The sequence below is a fragment of the Paenibacillus sonchi genome, from assembly GCF_016772475.1.
Classification (GTDB): Bacteria; Bacillota; Bacilli; order Paenibacillales; family Paenibacillaceae; genus Paenibacillus_AQ; species Paenibacillus_AQ sonchi.
In genome coordinates, this window is record NZ_CP068595.1 from 6,320,387 (window position 1) to 6,341,191 (window position 20,805).

17 protein-coding genes and 3 pseudogenes are annotated in these 20,805 nt (G+C 51.3%); 2 read left to right on the top strand and 18 right to left on the bottom strand.

All coding sequences use genetic code 11. The features are described 5' to 3' along the window. Positions 1-30 precede the first annotated feature (30 nt). The 4 genes from JI735_RS28375 to JI735_RS28390 form a co-directional block, all read right to left on the bottom strand. Complete coding sequence (locus tag JI735_RS28375; RefSeq protein WP_039837558.1) at positions 31-1,137, bottom strand: AI-2E family transporter; 1,107 nt, start codon at positions 1,135-1,137, stop codon at positions 31-33. A gap of 33 nt (positions 1,138-1,170) precedes the next feature. Further along, complete coding sequence (locus JI735_RS28380; protein WP_039837559.1) at positions 1,171-2,592, bottom strand: sensor histidine kinase; 1,422 nt, start codon at positions 2,590-2,592, stop codon at positions 1,171-1,173. Further along, a complete protein-coding gene (locus JI735_RS28385; protein ID WP_020432171.1) occupies positions 2,570-3,274 on the bottom strand; it encodes a response regulator transcription factor in 705 nt (234 codons plus the stop codon). The genes JI735_RS28380 and JI735_RS28385 overlap by 23 nt, the downstream gene beginning before the upstream one ends. A 173-nt stretch (positions 3,275-3,447) precedes the next feature. Further along, positions 3,448-4,287, bottom strand: coding sequence for a DegV family protein (locus JI735_RS28390; protein ID WP_039837560.1), 840 nt, complete (start codon positions 4,285-4,287; stop codon positions 3,448-3,450). Positions 4,288-4,452: 165 nt separating this feature from the next. Between JI735_RS28390 and JI735_RS28395 the strand changes: the two genes are divergently transcribed. Next, entirely contained in the window at positions 4,453-4,668 is a 216-nt protein-coding gene (locus tag JI735_RS28395; protein ID WP_039837561.1) for a hypothetical protein, read from the top strand. Between the two features lie 77 nt (positions 4,669-4,745). Here the strand turns inward: JI735_RS28395 and JI735_RS28400 are convergent, their stop codons facing one another. The 7 genes and pseudogenes from JI735_RS28400 to JI735_RS28425 all read right to left on the bottom strand — a co-directional run bounded on the left by JI735_RS28400 (position 4,746) and on the right by JI735_RS28425 (position 12,431). After that, positions 4,746-6,497, bottom strand: a complete 1,752-nt coding sequence (locus tag JI735_RS28400) for a hydantoinase B/oxoprolinase family protein (RefSeq protein ID WP_202676650.1) — start codon at positions 6,495-6,497, stop codon at positions 4,746-4,748. Continuing rightward, on the bottom strand, positions 6,481-7,560 hold the full coding sequence (locus JI735_RS28405) for a hydantoinase B/oxoprolinase family protein (RefSeq protein ID WP_233476090.1): 1,080 nt from the start codon (positions 7,558-7,560) through the stop codon (positions 6,481-6,483). Before JI735_RS28405 ends, JI735_RS28400 begins: the two co-directional genes overlap by 17 nt. A gap of 38 nt (positions 7,561-7,598) precedes the next feature. Continuing rightward, positions 7,599-8,000 (bottom strand): annotated as a pseudogene (locus JI735_RS36425) (hydantoinase B/oxoprolinase family protein); the annotation flags it as partial. A gap of 1 nt (position 8,001) precedes the next feature. After that, positions 8,002-10,095, bottom strand: coding sequence for a hydantoinase/oxoprolinase family protein (locus JI735_RS28410; protein WP_202676651.1), 2,094 nt, complete (start codon positions 10,093-10,095; stop codon positions 8,002-8,004). 38 nt (positions 10,096-10,133) lie between these two features. Continuing rightward, complete coding sequence (locus tag JI735_RS28415) at positions 10,134-11,486, bottom strand: cytosine permease (RefSeq protein WP_202676652.1); 1,353 nt, start codon at positions 11,484-11,486, stop codon at positions 10,134-10,136. Between the two features lie 16 nt (positions 11,487-11,502). Next, positions 11,503-11,871 carry an OsmC family protein gene (locus JI735_RS28420; RefSeq protein ID WP_039837584.1) on the bottom strand — a complete coding sequence of 123 codons (369 nt, stop codon included), beginning with the start codon at positions 11,869-11,871 and terminating at the stop codon, positions 11,503-11,505. Then, positions 11,868-12,431, bottom strand: a complete 564-nt coding sequence (locus tag JI735_RS28425) for a TetR/AcrR family transcriptional regulator (protein ID WP_411830142.1) — start codon at positions 12,429-12,431, stop codon at positions 11,868-11,870. Before JI735_RS28425 ends, JI735_RS28420 begins: the two co-directional genes overlap by 4 nt. Between JI735_RS28425 and JI735_RS38005 the strand changes: the two genes are divergently transcribed. Then, positions 12,312-12,611 (top strand): hypothetical protein, encoded by a 300-nt coding sequence (locus JI735_RS38005; protein ID WP_411830002.1) that lies wholly within the window; start codon positions 12,312-12,314, stop codon positions 12,609-12,611. The two genes, JI735_RS28425 and JI735_RS38005, sit on opposite strands and share 120 nt — an antisense overlap. Positions 12,612-12,904: 293 nt before the next feature. Here the strand turns inward: JI735_RS38005 and JI735_RS28430 are convergent, their stop codons facing one another. The 7 genes and pseudogenes from JI735_RS28430 to JI735_RS28460 all read right to left on the bottom strand — a co-directional run bounded on the left by JI735_RS28430 (position 12,905) and on the right by JI735_RS28460 (position 20,667). Continuing rightward, positions 12,905-13,594 (bottom strand): metal-dependent hydrolase, encoded by a 690-nt coding sequence (locus tag JI735_RS28430; protein WP_039837586.1) that lies wholly within the window; start codon positions 13,592-13,594, stop codon positions 12,905-12,907. Between the two features lie 139 nt (positions 13,595-13,733). Next, positions 13,734-14,909: an MFS transporter gene (locus JI735_RS28435; RefSeq protein WP_039837588.1), complete on the bottom strand. Its 1,176-nt coding sequence runs from the start codon at positions 14,907-14,909 to the stop codon at positions 13,734-13,736. Positions 14,910-15,056: 147 nt separating this feature from the next. Next, positions 15,057-15,359, bottom strand: coding sequence for an ArsR/SmtB family transcription factor (locus JI735_RS28440; RefSeq protein WP_039837597.1), 303 nt, complete (start codon positions 15,357-15,359; stop codon positions 15,057-15,059). 159 nt (positions 15,360-15,518) lie between these two features. Further along, positions 15,519-17,627, bottom strand: coding sequence for a thioredoxin domain-containing protein (locus tag JI735_RS28445; RefSeq protein WP_411830003.1), 2,109 nt, complete (start codon positions 17,625-17,627; stop codon positions 15,519-15,521). A 330-nt stretch (positions 17,628-17,957) separates the two neighbouring features. Further along, positions 17,958-18,227, bottom strand: a pseudogene (locus JI735_RS38175) (MFS transporter); the annotation flags it as partial. A 63-nt stretch (positions 18,228-18,290) separates the two neighbouring features. Continuing rightward, a complete protein-coding gene (locus JI735_RS28455) occupies positions 18,291-18,845 on the bottom strand; it encodes a MarR family winged helix-turn-helix transcriptional regulator (protein WP_039837606.1) in 555 nt (184 codons plus the stop codon). A gap of 317 nt (positions 18,846-19,162) precedes the next feature. Continuing rightward, positions 19,163-20,667: pseudogene (locus JI735_RS28460) on the bottom strand (alpha/beta hydrolase family protein). Positions 20,668-20,805: the final 138 nt, after the last annotated feature.

Consider the following 20,805-nt stretch of genomic DNA (forward strand, 5'->3'; position numbering starts at 1 on the left):
TCCTTAAGTATGGTTAGGCATCGCCCCGTTTTAATCCCCTGAATCCGCAGACAGCTGCGGCTCCTCCGGCCAGCGCTGGCGCATATACAGCTGATGCAGCTTGACCGTGATAATTTTAAGCATCATATAGACCGGAATAATCAGCAGTATCCCGATAATACCGCCAAAGTCCCCTCCGGCCAGTACCAGAATGATCGTAGTCAGCGGATGGATATCCAGGCTTTTTCCAAAAATATAGGGTGCCACCAGGTTATCCTGAATCTGCTGTGCGACAAGCACAACCACGATGGACCAGATTGCCGTCGAAGGCGACTCCATTAGTCCGATAATGAAAATGGGTACGGTGGACAGAATGGCTCCGATAAACGGGATAAAGTTCATCAGTACAGCCATCACTGTCAGCAGCAAGGCATATGGAAGGCCAATGAGCAGAAAACCAAGATACATCAATACACCGAGCGCCAGATTTACCAGTACTCTGCCTACGATGAAATTGCTCATCGCCTCATCAATGTCCGCAACAACTCCCTCTCCTTCCTTATGGAAGCGTTTCGGGAAGAAGCTCACCACTTTTACGCCGAACTTTCCGCCTTCCTTAAGCATGTAGAATAACAGAATCGGGAAGGTAAAGAGCACTACTGCGAAATTGGATACAAAAGAGAACAGCTCAGACATAGAATTCGACAATAGCGAAAACCCTTTATTTAAGTAGTTCATCAGCTGCCCTGCCGGATTCATATTGGCCGGAATCAGTGAAGACAGCAGCTTGCTGTCCTCCAGCTTCGTGAGCTGTTCACCCAGCGCATTGAACACGTTTGGCATATTGTTGCCGAGATTCACCAGCTGGCTTTTTAATGAAGGCCAGACCCCTACACTGAAAGCCAGAAGCAGAACCGCGATGCTCAGATAGACCAGCAGGATGGCTGCCGTCCGGTTCAGCTTGCGTGACTCGAGCCAGTTGATCAGCGGCCGCAGGAGATAAAAGAAGAACACCGCCAGCATCAGAGGCACGATGACCACACGGAACAAAGACAGTACGGGTGTAAAAATAAACTTCACCTGAGTGCCTAAGTAGATAATTCCCAGCACCAGCAGAACCGCAATACAAATGCGGATAAACAAATTTAATTTGGCCATGATCCTCTCCTTTTCTGAATTCATCCGTCCGCACTATTTCGGAACCCGGATGGTAAATACCGTCGGTTCTCCCTCCCTGCTCGCAAGCTCCAGCGAACCGCCCATCTTCTCGGCGTTTTTCTTCGCGATGGATAACCCCAGCCCGGTTCCGCCGCTTGCGGTGCTGCGGGCTTCATCTCCCCGGACGAACGGGTCGAAGATCGTGGACCAGAGCTCCTTCGGAATGCCCACCCCATTGTCGGCAATCTCAATACGAATCTCTGTGTCCTCAGGAAAGACGCTTACCCGCAGGTGTGTGCCGTTGGGATTGTAAGCCAGCGCATTAGAGATCAGATTATTAACAACACTTGCGAACAGCTCCGGATCATAATGGGCATACATTTCCTCTTCCGGAACCTGAAGCTGAAGCTGGAAGTCCTTTTGCTCGATTTCGCCGTAGGTGTCGGCAACGATCTCCCGCAGGTGATCCCCCAGCTCAAGCCGTTCCGTGCGGAGAATGAAATCCGGTGAGTCCAGCTTCAGCAGCTCCAGCATATGCTGGATCAGCTTGGTCACCTGCACGGATTTGCTGTAAATATAATTCAAGTATTTCGTCTGCCGTTCAGGGTCGGTCCCCCGGCCCTCCATTAAGGCCTGTGCATAGCCCTGGATACTTGTAATCGGTGTTTTCAGATCATGAGACAGGTCTACCATCAGCCGCTGCTTGCTTTTTTCGGCCCGCCGCTTCTCTTCCGTAGTCTTCTCAATCACATCGGCCATGTAATTGAAGCTTTCCCCGATCCGCAGAAATTCCGTCTCCGCATACAGGGCAATCCGCGTGCTGTAGTGCCCCTCCATCATCTGCTTCAGTCCGAGATTCAGCACCCGCAGCGGCTTCTTGATGCGTCTGGTGACCCAATAGCTATATACAAAAATCAGCAGCAGTATGAGCCCGCTGACCAAAAATACGTAGAAAAATACAGAATGGTTCAAATAGGAAACCAGCAATTCATTATCAATGGACACTTTGATCACATCGCGGGGGATTTTGAGCAGCAGCCAGGCTGCCTGCCCGTCTCCCTCTATTTTGGCAATCGAATAATAATAAGGCTGATCCTTACGGTTCTCCAGACCCAGGAATAAACGGTCTTCATCGTAAGATCGGATCTGGTCCTCCTTATCTCCAACGACGCGGATCACTTGCTTATTGGAATCAAGCAGCTCCAGCCAGCCTCCGCTGTGCAGCAGTTGGGCGCTCCGCGGCCCTTCGCCCAGCTCATCGAGATATTGACCGGCTTCGACCGGAAGATTCGGGTCTGTGAGCCGCTTGTCAAGAATCATGTGGGTGATATCCTTCTGGATAAAAAGATAGACTCCAAGCACAAGCAGCAACAGCATGCAGTTGAACAGCAGAAAATCCAGGGTGAGCGATGTCTGCAGCGGACGGTTGTCTCTACTTTTCCACGGGTGCTTCAATTTTGTACCCCAATCCCCTGATCGTCTTCAGGTATTCCGGCTTCTTGGAATCGCGCTCGATCTTATCGCGGATATTGCTGATATGCACCATAATACTGTTGTCTTCATAAACATAGAAGTCTTCCCAGACGGCTTCATAAATCTTTTTGCGGGTGAATACCCGGCCCGGCTGCTCCATCAGAAGCTCCAGGATTTTGTATTCCGTAGAGGTCAGTGCAACCGGTTCTCCGTCCACCTCAACCTGACAGCTGCTCCGGTCAAGCAGCAACCGTCCGAGCACAATCTGCTCCTTCTTCTTCTCCTGGACGGCCGGAGCATCGAACTCATGGACCCGCCGCAGCATGGAACCTACACGGGCAACGATTTCCAGCGGGTTGAACGGCTTGGAGATATAATCATCCGCTCCCAGTTCAAGGCCCAGGATTTTATCATGGTATTGGCTTTTGGCTGATAGAAACAGCACTGGAAAATGATCATTTTCACGGATTCGCTTGAGCAGCTGCAGCCCGTCCATACCCGGCATCATAATATCGAGAATCGCCAGGTCCACGGTGTGGCTCTGCATCAGCTTCAAAGCTTCGTTCCCGTTCTGTGCTTGCAAAATGTTGTATTCCTTCTCCAGATACAGCTGCAGAAGCTCAACAATCTCCAATTCATCGTCGGCAATCAGAATGGTGTACATGGTGAATCCCCCTCTATCTTTTCCCGCAAGGCGCGTTAATTGTAACTATAGCCTGCCATTCTTAATCCAGTCTAAACCAAATCTAAAGAAAAGATAAAGTTTTATGATACAAAAAAACCGCACACCGGGCGGGTTTCCGGGTACGGCCTTCCTGACAGCGTGAAGAGCGGGTGTTAAAAAGCCACGCCGATTCCGCCTTCGCCCGCATAGGTGCCCATCACAGGTCCCATACTGGAAAATAGGATCTCTTTGAAGGGATGCTTTTCCAGAATCCGCTCCTTGATCTCCTGCGCCAGCTTCTCGCAGTTGCTGTGCACAATGGCAATCACCGCTTTTTCGTAATCATGCTGTTTGTGTTCCAGCTTTGCCAGCAGGTGACTCAACGCTTTGGGAAGCCCGCGTGTTTTTTCTACCACCTCAACGGTCCCTTCGTCGCTGATTTTCAGCAGCAGCTTGATGTTCAGCACAGAAGCCACTGCTCCGGACAGCCGGTTCAGCCGCCCGCCCTTGATCACATTCTCCAGCGTATCCAGCGTAAAGTATGCGTTCACTTCCCCGATCTTATCCAGAACCATCTGCTTAAGCTCCGCCAGACCGGAGCAGGTCAGCGACCATTTGGCGGCAAAAGCGACAATGAGGGACAGGCCCCCCGAAAAGTTCTTCGAATCTATGATCTCAATCGCATTCGAATGGCCTTCTTCTTCGTACATTTCCTTGGCGATCACCGCCGTCTGATAAGTGCTGCTTATATTAGAGGACATACAGATAACCACAATATCGGTGCCCGGTTCCACTTGTTTGAATTTGTTCAGGAATACCTGCGGACTGGGGCAGGCTGTTTTGGGCAGCTCCTTGGATTCGCGCATTTTAGCATAAAAAACCTGGGTATCCGTATCCTCCGGCATCAGCTCATGACCGAAGTGAACCGGCAAATGAACGATGTCAATATTAAATTTTTCCACATACTCCAGGGGTAAGTCCGAACCGCTATCCGTAATAATCTTGATGGGCATGAGGGTGCGCTCCTTTCAATTCTGTTTCATTATAGCTACCCTGATACGCGATCAATAGTACATTTTATAACTTGTCAAACAGCCCGTTTTATGCTACCTGATCTTTCTTAACGTATCCTGATGTGATATGGTGGAAGCATAAGCCTACAGAAATGGAGTGTAATCATGAGCAAGGGAAGAGTATGGAACAAAGGCAAGCATAACGGACGGGGCCTGTCGAAGAAGAATATAGCGGCAGAGGTAACAGATAACAAGTCACAGCCTGCGCCGGCCCCTGAGGAAAGCTTTATTCCGCGCATTGATACGGTCAAGCCGATGAACCGAAGCAACTGGGTAACCCGGCCGGCACGGGTGGTGCCGAAGGAACCGGAGAATACATAATGATCCGTGATATAAAAAAGGGATGAACCGTGTATTGCCGCGGCTCATCCCTTACTGGTTGATGGGGCTGAATTAATTCAGCCCTCTTTTAGCTGCCGGAGTTCTGCCGTTTTGCGGTCATCGACCGCAAACCCTCCATCGACACGAACAATCCCTACGCCATACTCCCGTTCTGCTCCTTCGACAGACACGATACCGTTCAGAACATCCTCCAGCACTTTGCCCGGCTCCCGAAGCAGCGGATTTCCCCAGCCTCCGCCTCCGGCACGGTGGAATGTAATGATGCCGCCCGGTTCCATGTGTACATGAAAAGCTGTTTCCCGGACTTCAAGAGGGGCTGATTGGCCGTCGCCGAGTACCACCAGATTCGCAGGCGCGTCGCCGCCCCCGCATAAACCGCGGGTTGTGTTGCGTACCCCGGCCATCATCACACTGGTGTAGCTTGGCTCAAGATGCTGTATTTTCACTTCAAGTCCCGGCGCACCGCGGTATTGACCGGCTCCCGTATAATCTGCGGCATATTCATGCTTAAGCACACGGCTTGGATACTGGAGTTCATTCATCTCAATGGAAGGCAGGATCACCCCGGTCATTACCGGCGGATACAATCCCCAGCCATCGGTTTCGAAGGCGCCTCCGGCCCCGCCCGTATAGCCGAAAAAGTTCAGATTGACCCATGGACGCCCATCTTCATAGGTTCCGTTAGTATACGCCAGCGGCAGCTTATGCGCATTGACGCCTGCTCTTTCAGGCGCACACTGGGAGATCGCAAGGAGAACGGCTTCGGCAATTTCAGCACCCACACAGGCTGTGGCATGCCCGCATGGGGCCGGCAGGCGCGGATTGACCACCGTGCCTTCAGGAGCCGTAACCTTGACCGGATTCATGTACCCTTCATTGATCGGTATGCTCTCGTCACAGCAGGTGGAGACCGCAACAAAAGCAAATGAAGTCGTATTGGAAAGCGGACTGTTGATGAATCCGGCTACCTGCGGCGAGGACCCTGTAAAGTCAATCTCAAGCCCGCTGCCTTCAACCTTTACTGTCGCACGGATTTTGATGTCACGGTTCCCCTGAAAATCGTGGTCAGCGAAAGTTTCCGCCGTATACGTGCCGTCGGGCCAACTGGAAATTTCCTCGCGCACCCTCCGCTCCGTGTATTCGATCCGCTGCTCAATTGCACCGATGACGGAGGGAGGGCCGTAACGTTCCAGCAGCTGCCCGATCCGTTCGGCGGCCATCTTGCAGGCGCCGATCATTGCGTCCAGATCCCCCTCAAGCCAGTGCTCCAGCCGGTTATTCGCCAGAATCATCTCGAAGACATCGCGGCGCTTCTCGCCGCGCGCATACAGCTTAATGGGTGGAATCCGCAACCCGTCATGCCAGATGTCCCGGGAACGCGGGTTGTAACCTCCGGCTACGGGCCCTCCGTTATCTCCCATATGGCTTCGTACCGCAGGAAGCAGAATGGGTCTGCGGCCGTGGAAGACCGGCATTACTATGGTCCAATCCAGACTGTGCGAGCCGCCATGGTAAGGATCATTCACCAGCAGCACATCGCCGGGATGCAGATCATTTCTGAAGGCCTCCATTAGCTGGTCTACTGCGCTGACAATGGCATACAAATGCAGCGTGCAGCCCGGTGCCTGGGCCACAAGTCTGGTGGAGTTGCGGGTGAAATCAAAAACACCTGTCGTAAAATCATGCGCTTCATTAAAAATAGGCGAACGGGCAGTGCGTGTAACAACTGCGCTCATTTCTTCAGCGACTGAATCGAGAGTGCCGCCTACAATCTGGCTGAGCAGCCAATCATCAACCTTTCGTGCCATGAAGGCCAACCTCCTTTTCTGCGGGTCTCCCGCCGCCATTCCGGGCAAATGTGTAATGGATTGTTGCACCAGCCGATAGAGGCAGTCCTGTAACCGTACCTTTCCACACTTCTCCACAGCTCTCTACAGCCACTGACAGACCGGATGAATCCGCTTGATCCGGCACAAAAATACAGGCCTCCCAGCTGCCGTCCAGCAGCTCAACCCGTACTTCCATAACCTCATCCCCGGCCAGTTCCCGCTGTGTCATGCGCAGTCCGCTTCTCCACTCCAGCTCCTCCGCCGAGGCGAGCCTGCGGCCGCTGTGCAGCACCGGCGGGCCCCACCCGCTGGCAGATGCCGTATAGCCCAGTTCAAGGAACACAGGCACTGTCTGCTTCTGCGTCCCTATGGGTGCATAGAGCACCGTAAGCGGTGCAGCACCATGAACAGCCGGAAACTTCCCTTCGCCATTGCCAGATTCATTTAATGCATGAGTGACGGCTGCAGCTACAGCCTGCCCGGCCGTATGATATCCGAGCGCAGTAGCAGATGGATAAGCGGGATTCACAATACTCCCGGCTGGCAGCCTGAATTCGAACACATCCAGCAAACCGTCATTAACCGGCAGAGATTCCAAATGCTCTGCCAATATTGCCGTAACCGCGCAGGCAGATGTGGTTGCCTCACTGCAATTGAACGGCGCATCCACCTGCGAGGCAGAACCGGTGAAATCCGCTTTCCAGAGATTCCCCACCCGCTGCATCCGGACCTGTACCCTTCCGCTTACCTTTGAAGCCGAGAAATCGGCAGCACCACACCACTCCTTCCGGCCTTCCGGGAGCAGGTTCAGGACCTGCTCCTGCGTGTGTGCCTTCATCTGCCCGATGGCCCGGGCCACCTTACTCAAGCCATAGGCTTGGATAATCGAACGCAGTCCGGTCTGGGCCTGCAGCAGACTTGCCCGAAGCGCATCCAGATCGGATGCCAGCAGCTCTGGAGTCCGGCTGTTTGCCAGTACAAAACGCTGCACATCCCGCTGCAGCTTGCCGCCTGTATACAGCTTGACAGGGGTGATGCGCATACTTTCCTGCCACATCTCAAAGGCTTCGGGATGATATCCCCGGGATATTCCCCCGCAAGATCCGTTAGCTGAACCCGGATCACCGGCGAAAGAGTCAGCTCTCCTTCCAGAAAGAACGGCAGGACCATCGTAAGCATCTGGCCTTTGGTTCCGCCCTTGTAGACATCAGCGGAGATCAGCACATCCCCTTCTTCGAGATCATAGGCAAAATGGTCATACATGGCCCGCGTGCTTGCACGCAGCGCATACAAGTGCTCCGCCTCTCCCTGGATTTGATGAACAAGCCCCGCAGCTTCTGTTACAATCCCGGCCGCAAAGGCCCGCGATTCAGCGATCAGCGGCGACCGGGAGATCCGCTGCAGCTGTTCCCCTGCATGGCGGCTCACCGCTGCGATTTTACCGTAGATAATCTGGTCTTCAATACTGTGGACTGGAGGCATCCTATACCGCCTCCTTTTCTTTCCGCACCTCAATAATACAGTTGCCGCCCGGGTCAATCAGCGCCTCATCTCCCGGATACACGACAATCGTCGATCCCCAGTGCTCAATAATCGCCGGGCCTACAATCAGATTGCCCGGCACCAGCAGTGAGCTGTCATAAATCTTCGTCTCATCCGCCTGCTGTCCAAAATATACCGGGCGGGAGGAGATTTGAGCCGCGCCGGGATCTTCTTCACTGAACTGGCCTTCCTGCAGCTGTATCCGGTCCCGGACCCCGATCAGATCGAGCCGCAAATTCAGCAGTTCGATTTCCTGACCGATATTTTTGTGGGCATAGAGCCGCTCATGCAGTTCATGGAACTGCCCAAAGGCAGCTTCCATATTCAGTTCCGTAATCTTACGGGTACGTGTGCGGATCGGAACCGTTACCTCATGAACCTCGCCTTCATAACGCATATCCGCATATTTGCGGACTTCCATATTCAGATTAAGCTTTCCGCTCTCTCCGAGCTTTTCTTTGGCAGAACGTTCCATCTGCTCAAAACGCTGATTGATATCAGCCAGTTGCAGCTCTTTCGAATTTCCGTAAAACGTGCGCAATTCAGTGACTTTGAGGTTGGCGATCACATCGCCAAGCGCGCACAGCACAGGGGCGAAGCCCGGGACAATAACCGTATTGATGCCAAGCTCCTCAGCCTGCCGTCCAGCATGAACGGCTCCCGCCCCGCCTGCAGCAAGGAGCGCAAACTTGCGGGGATCGTAGCCGCGCTGGGTCGTTACAAACCGGATGGCGTTGGACATGTTGTTATTCACAATCTCCGATATCGCAAGCGCCGCTTCAATAACCGAAACCCCTAACGGTTCCGCAACCGCCCGGCGGATGGCTTCTTCTGACAAGGTTCGGTCCAGCTTCATTTCACCGCCCAGGAAGTTATCAGGGTTAATATATCCCAGCACAACATTCGCATCGGTTACCGTCGGCTCAGTACCGCCCCGGCCGTAGCAGGCCGGGCCCGGAGTTGATCCGGCACTGCGCGGCCCCACCTGCAGCATGCCTCCGTTGTCGATCCAGGCGATGCTGCCGCCACCTGCACCAACTGTGTGGATATCCAGCATCGGCAGCGCCACACGGTAGCGGCTGATCCAGCTTTCCGTCGTCAACGTCGGCTGCAGCTGCTCAATGACCGAGACATCATAGCTTGTCCCGCCCATATCTACCGTGATGAGATCCTTATATCCGATGCGTTCACCTATAAAAGCAGCCGCAGTCACGCCGCCGGCCGGTCCGGACAGCAGGCAGCTTGCAGCAAGCCGCCCGCTCTGCACAATGTTCTGCACCCCGCCGCTGGACTGCATGACAAAAAGCTCGCCTTTGAACTGCTGCTCCCGCAGACGGCGGTCCAGCCGTTCCATGTACCGCTTCATCGCCGGAGCCGTATAAGCATTCACAATGGTTGTACTGACGCGTTCAAACTCCCTGATTTGCGGCAGCACCTCCGAGGACAATGTAACAAAGATGTCAGGCGCTTCTTCTTGAGCAATCTGCTTCACCTTCTGCTCATGTGCCGGGTCCAGGAAGCTGAACAGGAAAGAAACAGCAATCGCCTCCACCTTCTCCTGCTTGAAGAAACGGATAGCTTCCCGTACCGCTGCCTCATCCAGGGGGATGATGGTTTGCCCCTGTGCCCCCACACGCTCAGGAACACCGATACGAAGGCGTCTCGGTACAATCCGGTACGGTGCAGGGAGACGCGGCGAGAATACACTTTCCTTATAAGCGCGGCGGAATTCAATCTCATCCCTGAATCCCTCGGTAGTAATCAATCCCACTTTGGCCCCGTTATACTCCAGAATCGTGTTGGTTGCCACCGTTGTCCCATGCACAAGCAGCGAACAGCGGGTAAGGAAATCCAGCATGCTGATATTCAGCTGCCCGGACAATTTCTCAATACCCTGAATCACTCCATCCGAGGGATCGGGGGTTGAAGGAGTCTTGGTGGCCGTAATGTTCCCCCGTTCATCCAAAGCTGCCAGATCCGTAAACGTGCCCCCCACATCAATCCCAAGCATCCAACTGTTATTCTCTGCTGTCATTTGTTGACCTCCTGCCCTTTTCTTGAAACCGTTAAAGTTTAGTAACCTGTAGAATCTTCCGTAGTTTGTCCCCACTCATAGGGAATCCGCAGCAGCCGCAGCAGCGCAGTCAGCACCGGATAGATGATCAGACCCAGAACGGTCGAATTAATTGGGCTGATTCCCCATGCTATATTTGAAGCGATAACGCCTGCAATGATCACGGCGGCGATGGCCGCGAGATTAATTCCGCTATACTTCGTGCCCTCACCAAATTGATAGGTACCTCTGCGCACAATCCAGTGATCGGCAATCATAACTCCGGCAATCGGCGGCACATAGACACCAAGGAAGTTCAGGAACGGCACGAAATGGTCCTGATAGCCTGTCAGCGCAATCACAATACCCAGCCCCCCCATGATGAGCACCAGAACGAACTTCGGCAGCTTCACCACGTTGCGCAGACCAAGTGCGCCTGTATACAGATTGTTGTCATTGTTGGACCATTGGGCAAAAACCAGAATCAAAAAAGCAAAGAAGCCCATGCCAAGCTTGGCCATTACAGCCGGGATATTAGGAGTGGACCCCAGGTCAGGCAGTTGTGCCGCAAAGGTCATAGCCGCTCCGGCAACCACCGAAAAAATCCCGCCGACAAAATAACCAACCGCTGCGCCCATACCGCCGGCCAGAGGTGTCTTCCCATACCGCGAAACATCCGGGAACACGATGGCGCCAAGCGCCGCATTCCCCACTACCAGAGTGATTCCCGCGAATAAGCCAAGGGACGCGCCGGTAGGCTGAAGAGCAAACAAATCACTTAATCCGCCAGAAGCATCGGCGGCAACAAATATCCCCCAGATCGAAAGAACAATGACCAGCGGCACAGCAACAAAGCTTAAATAAGTAATCCCCTTATAGCCGATCAAAGCCGTAAAAATCATAAGCACGCCGCCCCAGATAATCGCAAAGGTCGGGTCCGCAAACCATTGGCCGGGGAACATTTGCTCAATCGTTGATCCGAAAAAAGCAACCTGCCAGCCAAACCAGCCGATCCCCATCGTCAGCGACAGCAGAATGCCGAACAGTCCGGCACCGGCCCGGCCGAAGGCCTGCCGGGCGAGAACAGCGGTAGCCACACCGTATTTGGCTCCCATCCAGCCCTGGAAAAACCCGTACACCGCCAGAATGGTCATCCCGATTACCGCCGCCAGAATGGCTTGTCCGAAGGTCATGCCCGCTGCGAGTGATCCCCCTACAAATATGGTCGATAAGGAGATAATCCATCCGCAGCTGGTAAAAGCAACATTAAGCCAACTTTTTCGTTTTTCCGCCGGGACCGATTGAATCGCGTAATCTTCGAGGGCTACTATATTTCCCTGCTGGCCCGCTGTATGCTCTTTAAGGATTGCCATTGATGATAACCTCCGCTTATGGTTTGATTTCGTAAGTAATTTCACTGCCGCGTTTTAAGGTGTTGCCAATGGTACACACCCGGGACGCCTGCAGCAGCAGCTTCTCTTTGATTTCCGTGCTTAATGCGCCGGGGAATATCACCGAGACGTTCATATTCTCCACACGGGGTGCCCCTCCATGGGCTTTATGAGGCACTACTTCGACTGTCAGCAGATTGCTGTCCAGTCCCGCATCCCCCATCAATCTGACAAGGGAAACCGCGATGCACATGCCCAGTGACTCACACAGAATATCCATGGGAGACTGTCTGGCGCCTGCGGGCGCTTCATACGTATTGTCGCTGCTAACCGTATAACTGTGATTGCTCCATAGGACTGATATCATTTCGAACTCCCCTTCTTGACTTCATTCGCTGTATTCTTCGTTGTGCCCAGCAGACCAAAGAACTCGAATCTGGCTGTCTCGGCAGCAAGCTCCTCAGCGGTCTTCCGGGACAGCTCGGATTCCGTCTCCCTTGGCCCGAACAGCCAGCGGGAAATCACGCCCTCAATAAGACTCACCAGGAGCATCGCCCGGAGTGAGGAATCAATGTTAGCCGGAAGCATCTGCAGTTCCACCGCACGTTCGATATTGCGCCGGAATGCCCGTTCCATCTCATTTCTCGTTTCATTCACCGCGCTGCGGATGACCTCGTCATTGCCGGCTCCGGCATACAAAAGCTCCATGAAATAACGGTTGCTGCCCGCAAAACGGAACAGGCTGGTTAAAAGCAGCTCGGACGCAGTAACCATATCCTCTACGGTTCCTGAATGGCTTCGGTATCCTTGACCGATCACCTTCGCAATCTCGGCTCTGCCGCTCGCGATAATCTCCAGAGCAATGGCTTCCTTGCTCTTGAAATGCCAGTAAAACGTGCCTTGTGCGACACCGGCCTGCTTGACGATATCCGAGATTTTCGTATTATGGTATCCGAATTTGGCGAACAGCTCCAGAGCGATTCCAAGCAGTTCGCTTCTGCGTTCTTCACTTTTTTTGGTATTTGTTTCTTCGCGCGAAATGGGATTTCCCCTCCCTTGAATTCAAAACTGATTGATCAGTCAGTCGATTTATTTTATATCCTATAAGATAACTTGGTATTAGTCAATCATTTAGTTTAATTTTTATACATATATCTTCTGCTCGTTATCCGCAACATAGGAAATCATGGTTTTCGTATCAATGAAATCTCGGAGAAGGATACAATTGAACCATCTGCAGCGATTCCAGACTCAAGAATTCAATATAACGTCTCCTAAGTCCGCATCCACGGGAAATGAAGTCTTTTTCCAATATAACCCCAAAAAAAGAACACCACCGAAGTGATGTTCTACCGCCATATTCTCCAACTTGTGCTGAATACTTCTGAATCGACTATCGTCTACAGCTCCAGTGACTCCCCGTAGCCAAGCACCGTGCCTCTGATTCCTTCTTCCCCAAGCGCCCGCACAAAAGCATCCGCATCCTGCACTATAGGCGGGAAGGTATTGTAGTGAATCGGAAGCACCTGCTTGGCTCCCAGCCATTTGGCGGCAATCAGCGCATGCTCCGGTCCCATAGTGTAATGCCCCCCGATAGGCAGAACCGCCAGATCGATGTCGTACAACTCACCGAACATTTTCAAATCTCCGAACAGGCCCGTGTCCCCGGTGTGCACAACAGTGCGTCCTTCCGCCTGAATAATGAATCCCGCAGGCATGCCGCCATAAATCGCTTTCTGCCCGTCTTCCAGCGTAATGCCGGAGCTATGAAAAGCATGAATCATCGTCGCCTTGGCAAAACCAAGATCAACCGTTCCCCCGATGTTCATCCCGATAGTCTGGACGCCTTGTCCTTCCATGTAACCAGCCAACTCCACATTCGCCACGATTGGCACATTATTCTGCAGCGCAATCGGCGCAGCATCCAGAATGTGATCCACATGGGCATGGGTCAGCAGCACCATATCTGTCTTGACCTCCTCCGGTTTGGTGACCGCAGCGGGGTTGCCTCTAAGAAACGGGTCAATAATGAGCGACTTGCCGCTCACCTCAATCTGAATGCAGGAATGACCATGGTAAATGATTTTCATTGGGTATCTCTCCTTATCATCCTTTATACTCATTTCAAAACGAACGTATGAAATAATAATATATTTCAACTTCATTCCCTGTCAAAAAAGACGTCAAGTATGGATGGAACCCGTTCTGACATGACGCTCTCCCAGCCTATTATAGCTTTTGTTCGAGCACAGTTTTTCTTTCAGCTCCAAGCCGATATAAAATCAGAGTTGCACTTGTTGCCAAAAACACACTAGCTGCACCAATCCATGTAATCGAAGACAGCGCAATCTGCTGAACCGCAAGTCCTCCAATCCCAGCCCCAGCCGCCATAGCCAGCTGCATCATCGACTGGTTCAGGCCTAACATAACCCCCGACGCTTCGGGTTTCAAGGTAGTGATATGGTACTGTTGGGTGGACCCGGTTGACCAGGCTGCAAATGACCAGAGCAAAAGCACAGCCAGCACACCGACAACGGAATGGGTAACAAGAGACAATAGGACAAGCATCAATATATGCAACAGCATCCCGCCAAATAACGTAGGATACACTCCCCAGCGATCCGTACTGAAGCCGCCAATTTTCGAACCGATCATACTGGCAATACCGAAGATTAACAGTGCACCACTGATGTAGCTGTCGTTAATCCCCGAAATCGTAATCAGGTACGGGGACAAATAAGTATACGCGATGGAATATCCTCCGAGCCAGAAGAACGTAACGGCTAATCCCAAGGCCACTTTTGGTTCCTTCAGCAATGCAAGCTGCTGCGATAAGGGAATGGGTTCATCACCTTTGATACGTGGAATTGTAAGAAAAATAATCAGCATGGAAATCAGCCCCAGCAGTGCAATACCTATGAAAATATACTTCCATCCGATGGCATCTGCTGTCATTCTTCCCAGAGGAACACCAATAATCAGAGAAGCTGTGAAGCCCATGACAACCGTTGCTATCGAGCTTGCCTGCCTGCCTTCCCGGGCGATTTTAGCTGCAATATTTAGTGCCGTAACTACGACTATTCCCGCACCAAGCGCCATAATAATACGTGCGACCACGAATAACCCATACCCAGGCAGAACAAAGGATAAAATGTTAGCTGCAACGAACAAGCCCAGACCTGATAGAATTAATCTTCGTCTGTCCATGCTTGCCGTCAGTGCCATAAGAATGGGTGTACAGATTGCATATACGAGCGAGAAGATCGTGATCAATTGTCCACCAGCAGCCAGTGAAACGCCGAATGAAAGTGAGATGCGGTCTAAAATTCCAGACACAATATACTCAGATGTCCCCACCAAAAAACTTATAATGGCCAAAATATAAACTTTCCAACTTACCGGCATGGATCGTTCAACTCCTTAATTTTCTTTTATATAAAGATATATCGCGAATTGTTAATATGTTTGAGTAAAAAATAAACAAATCGCGAAATATCGAAATGTTATAACAAATAGAAACTGAATCCTCGGAATAAGAATTCAGTTTCTGGGCTATATCTCATCTTTCATAAAAGCTGCCAATTGACGAATCACCTGTTCGTTTCTTTGGTAGTACGTAAATTTGCCAATCCGTTTGGTTGTAATCAGTCCGGCCCGCTGCATCATCGCAAGATATTGGGAAGCCGTCGACTGCGTCATGTTCAGCTTGTTCGTGATCTGGGTTACACATACCCCAACTTCAGTCATATCAATCCCTTCATGGGGTGTAAAATGGAGATTCGGTTCTTTTAGCCACTGCAAGATCTGAAAACGCGATTCATTCGACAAAGCCTTAAATACTTCGATAGGATTCATATCCATCATTATATCGATAATTCACGATATGTCAAACTCAAAATCGGAGATATGGATCTCCAATCTTCCAGATTTTTAGCGTTCTGAGCTAAAGTAGTGACGGCCGGTCGCACAAAACAAAGAGCAGCCCTTGCCACAGGCTGCCCTGTTGTTTCTATGCTACACTTCCCGATGGCCTGTAGCCAAAAGCTCCCTGACCGCCTCCATGCTCGTAACCGGTGCACGGCAGGCAAAATTCCGGCAGACGTAAGCTGTCGCTTCCCCGTTAACCGCCGGTTTGTCTGCCAGATGCGGAAGCAGACGGAGAATCCCTTCTGCGTCTCCTTCCCAGCGGACAAGCAGCACAGCGTCAGGCAGATACGCCTGCTGCACCTGGGCCAGCATACCGTGAAGCGCGGAATCCTCCCGCTTCCCGGACAGCACCCATTCCCGGCCGCCGGAAGCCATTGCCAGATGAGCCTGCAAATACATCGCATATCCCGGAGGGTACTCGGATGCTGCTGCAGCCATTACCGCTGCCGTACGCTCAGCGGCCGTCTTCAGCTCCACATCCTGGGTCATCACCGACAGCTTCCACAGCAGCTTCGCTGCCACCGAGTTCCCCGAAGGAAGCGCACCGTCATACAGCTCCTTGGAACGGATCGGCAGCTCCTCACCGTCATGGCCTGTGAAGAAGAACCCGCCCCTTTCCTGATCGGCGAACAGTTCCAGCAGCCCATCCTTAAGCGTCAACGCCCGCTCCAAATGAACAGCTTGGCCTGTAGCTTCGTACAGCTCGGTCAGCCCCCAGAGCAGGAACGTGTAGTCGTCCAGATAAGCGGGAATTGCCGCATCTCCATCCCGGTAGCGGGCCAGCAGCCTGCCGTCCTCACGGCGGCGCAGCTTGTGCCAGATAAAGTCCGCCGCCGCGGCTGCGGCCCCAGCGTACTCCGGCTTTTGCAGCGCTTTGGCTCCCTTCGCCAGCGCCGCGATCATCAGCCCGTTCCAGGATGTGAGCACCTTATCATCCTTCGACGGATGAATGCGCTGCTCCCGGTAAGCGAACAGCTTCTCGCGCCATTCCTCCATCCGGGTCCGCAATCCCAGCGGGTTCATGCCCATCCGTTCCGCCATGTCGTCCGGCAACCCTTGCAGCAGATTCGGGATATTCGCACCCTCAAAATTCCCCTCAGGTGTAATTCCGTACACATGGCAATAGGAGTGCATATCCTCCAGGCCAAGCGCCTCCTCGATCTCCTCACGGGAGAAGACGTAGAACTTCCCTTCCACCCCTTCGGAATCGGCATCCTCCGCAGAGTAGAAAGCCCCTTCCGGCGACGTCATATCACGTTGCACATACGTAAAGATCTGCTCGGCGACCTCTGCATAGAGCGGTTTCCCCGTGATCTGGAACGCTTCCAAATAAGCAATAGCCAGAAGCGCATTGTCGTAAAGCATTTTCTCAAAATGCGGCACCAGCCACTCCCGGTCCGTGGAATAACGCGAGAACCCATAACCTACATGATCGTACATGCCGCCCCGGTACATCGACTCCAGCGTCTTCTCTACCATACGCAGTGCTTCCGGCTGGTTATACATCTGGCTGTACGCCAGCAGAAAAGACAGATTATGCGGCGAAGGAAACTTCGGCGCATTGCCGAACCCCCCGTATTCTTCATCGAACTGGCGGCGGTACAGCGCATACGCTTCATGCAGCAGCTCCTCTCCGGGAACTCCTGCCCCGCCTTCTCCGGCATGTCCGGCATTTTTGCGGTCCAGCGACTGGAGATCCGCCAGCAGCTCGTCTCCGAGCTGGTCCAGCGCTTCGCCGTCCTGCTCCCATTTGCGGTGAATCTGCTCCAGCACCTCCATCAGCCCAATGCGCCCGAACATCTGCCGCTTCGGAAAATACGTCCCCGCATAAAATGGCTTCTTCTCCGGCGTCAGCAGCACCGTCAGCGGCCACCCCCCGCTCCCCGTCAGCGCCTGACACACCGACATATACAGCGCATCAATATCCGGCCGCTCCTCGCGGTCCACCTTGATGGCGACATAATGATCATTAAGGAGCTTAGCGACTTCCTGATCCTCGAAGGATTCTCTTTCCATTACGTGACACCAATGGCAAGTCGAATAGCCGACTGATAAGAAGATCGGCTTGTTCTCAGACTGGGCCTTAGCAAAAGCCTCTTCGCCCCATGGATACCAATCCACAGGGTTATGGGCGTGTTGGAGCAGGTAGGGTGATTTTTCATTCGCTAATCTATTGGGTGTTTTATGAGTTGTCACCTGGCGTCCCCTCATTTCGGATAATTTGGGTAAAGTGTTGTCTAGGGATAGTTTACCCAAATTGGCAGGGGAGGGCGCTACTGCTGCATTATTTTTATCTTTTTTTGTTTATTAATCACAAATATTCTGACTATGTTACTCCCCTGCCTCTTCATGATGAATAAGACATGCTGCTAGCAACCCAATGGACAGAATACATGCCAAGAGAAGAAACGTAATTAAAAAACTTGCATGATTCATCAATTGAAGCGAGATAATCGGACCGAAGCTTGTGCCTGTAAACAATATAAAAGTATATACGGAGACAGCAATCCCGCGCATCTTACCACCCACTTGCCCAACGATACCTGCAATCAGAAATCCAGTACTAATAAAACCAATAGTAGTTACCCGTTTTCCGCTGGATACATCTCCACCGCGTAGGCAAGCGCTACTGGCAGCGGCATTCGTCGTGGAAACTTCAAAAAGCTGTGCAAACAATGTAATTAGCGGAATCGTTACATATAAACTGGACATAACTACAAGGCCAGTCCAGCAAAGAATGATGGTCATAAGTGGGTAATTTCTATTTGTAGCCGCAGCATTGATTGGATTGTTCATATTACACCTCAATTATAAAATTTGTTCGAATGTAATTAGATTATCTAACTATATGACAAAAAATTATCTGCCCGATCCAAGTCGTTTTTCTAAGCTTGCATTTAGTTTAACCAATACATTTTGGAACACCGTTAGCTCCTCTTTATCTAATTCATCAACAAGGGATGCGCACGTAGACCAGAACGTAGGCAATATTTGATTCACAAGCGTAATCCCTTCAGCGCTAATACGAACGTGAGTCATGCGGCCGTCCTTGGCATACGGTTCACGAACAATTAAATTTCTTTTCTCCAGCCATATTAACAAGGACGTTACGGACGACCGGCGAATCCCCAATCGGTCTGCTAAGGATGAAGGTGTAACCAACTCCTGATCTGCGTGAAGGGATAATAGGAGTAATAGATCCAACTTGCTCTCCGTGATGTCAAAAGCAGCTAAATCAATATCCACCATGTCTAAAATATTATCTCCAAGCCACAGCATAAGCAGTCCAAGATGCGCTGATTTTAGATTAGTATCGGATGAGGCTGTACGCTCCATCAACTTCAGATAAGGGAACGTTCCAAGTCTCGGTAATTGTTGCTCAGTCATATATTCCTTGGCAGGCTTTCTTTTCAATTTGTATACCTCCTTACTCCTATAGTTAGATTATCTAATTACATTGAATATAACTGATTTCTTTATTTTTGCAAACCGGATTAAGAAATAAAAGGAAGTCCATTATCATTGAATGGATCAGCTGGAGATTTTAATATTTCAATTAATAATGATTTTGATAACATTCAAAAAATATATCTACAGGGCTCTAATTCCTCACAAAGAACTCTCATTTGGTCTAAACAGAAATAAAAAAACTCCCCTTCAAGTACCGGTTTATTTATCAAACCTGTCTGCTTGAAGGGGAGCATATCAAAATCGGTAGCTTATTCTGTAATTTATAAAAGCGAGGTTACGAATTTCACCTCCGGAAAGCGGCTATCCGGTCCTTTCATTAAGCTTCCGCCTTGATTTTTCAGATACATATCAAAGAAATCCAGTATATAGGCATTGATAACGGAGTCCGCTCTTTCGGGCGCAATCTTTCCTGTAATGCCCAGCATTTTGAAAATTGGAGAAATGAACTGTACGTCGGTAAAGTTTAAATGCTCCGTTTTTTCGATATAGAGGAATTGTCCCCTTCGCCGACCGTTTCGCGCATCCGTTCAAGCTCCAGCTTTTTATCTTCCGTTACCTGGTCATTCCACTCTCTTGTTGAGCCCATACGCTTAAGCTCTGCATCCGTGTAGACCCGGTTATCCATCACCATTTTTAATCTTTCGAATTCGCTTTCCGAGTTGATGAACAAAAACGGCTTTTGCAGACCCTCTCTGTCACGCAGCCGATAAAGCCCTCCATCCAAGTCTATGCCAACCGCGATTCGCGGATCGTAAGATGCGTCATAGGCCGTCGCTCCGCCGATGGAATGACCGAACACCCCGACATGGCCGAGATCAATCTTCCCTTTTAAATGACTTGGAATCTGCCCCGATTGGATGAGCTCGAATTGGTCCAGCGCAAACACCACATCGCCGGTTAAAACTTTTCCCAACTTGTCGCGATTTCCGCTTTCCGTCCGGTAGTCATGGTCGGGCGAGAATAAGTCGTCGGTTGTGCTGGTCGTGATTCGGCCGTCCGGAAACTCGGTTGCAAATGTATTGTAGGTGTGGTCGATCACTGCCACGATATATCCGTGACTCGCGAGATTTTCGGCTTGCGACGTGTGGAGGAACCTGGAGGAGCCGTTGCCGGGATTCGCAAGGATCAGCGGGTATGAAGTCTGTGCCGAAGAGACTTCGGCCCCTGAATAAGCATGACTGGATACGTACTTCAGATGTTCAAAAGTAAACCCGGGAAGGCCATAGTTCGCGGCCATATAACATAAAATTGGGGTATCGGGAATAAAGGGAGCATATTTGCCGGTGCCAGCTTGAGCCGGATACCATACCTGAACCATCAACTCCCTCTTGCCTGTCGCGGTTTTGCCAAATGTCTCCTCCCGGCTTGGATCAGTGAAATGAAAGACTTGCGTGCCTACCTTCAACTTGCCGGTTGGCGCCGGAATGTCGAATACGGGAAACACATAGAGGAAGCACCCCGTTGCGATTAGCCCAATCACGATAAAAAGACGGCCCAGCACCCTACGGATTCGCGAGGCAGTCCGAACGGCTTTCGGCGTTATGAAAACGTCTCTAAGCGAAAGCAGAAGCATCAGGATCGTAAACCCGTATAAAAATAAAAGCTGAACCCTGTATCCTTCGACAAGCAAATGTATCACTAAAAAAATGGAGCCTGCTCCGCTTGTCAGGAGCAAAGCTGATCTTTGGATACGTTGATTGAAAATGAACAGAAGTGCAAATAAACAAGCACTTGAAAAGAATAACAGAATCTCAAAAAACCTCACGCCAACTCCCCCTTAAAAATAATCCTTTCAATGGATTAGTATAGAGAAGCAGCTAGGTTGATACTATTGATCTAGATGACAATTGCCTTACACGCTTGTAAGGTTGTTTGTTTCACACAATTGTTTTAAAAAATGGAC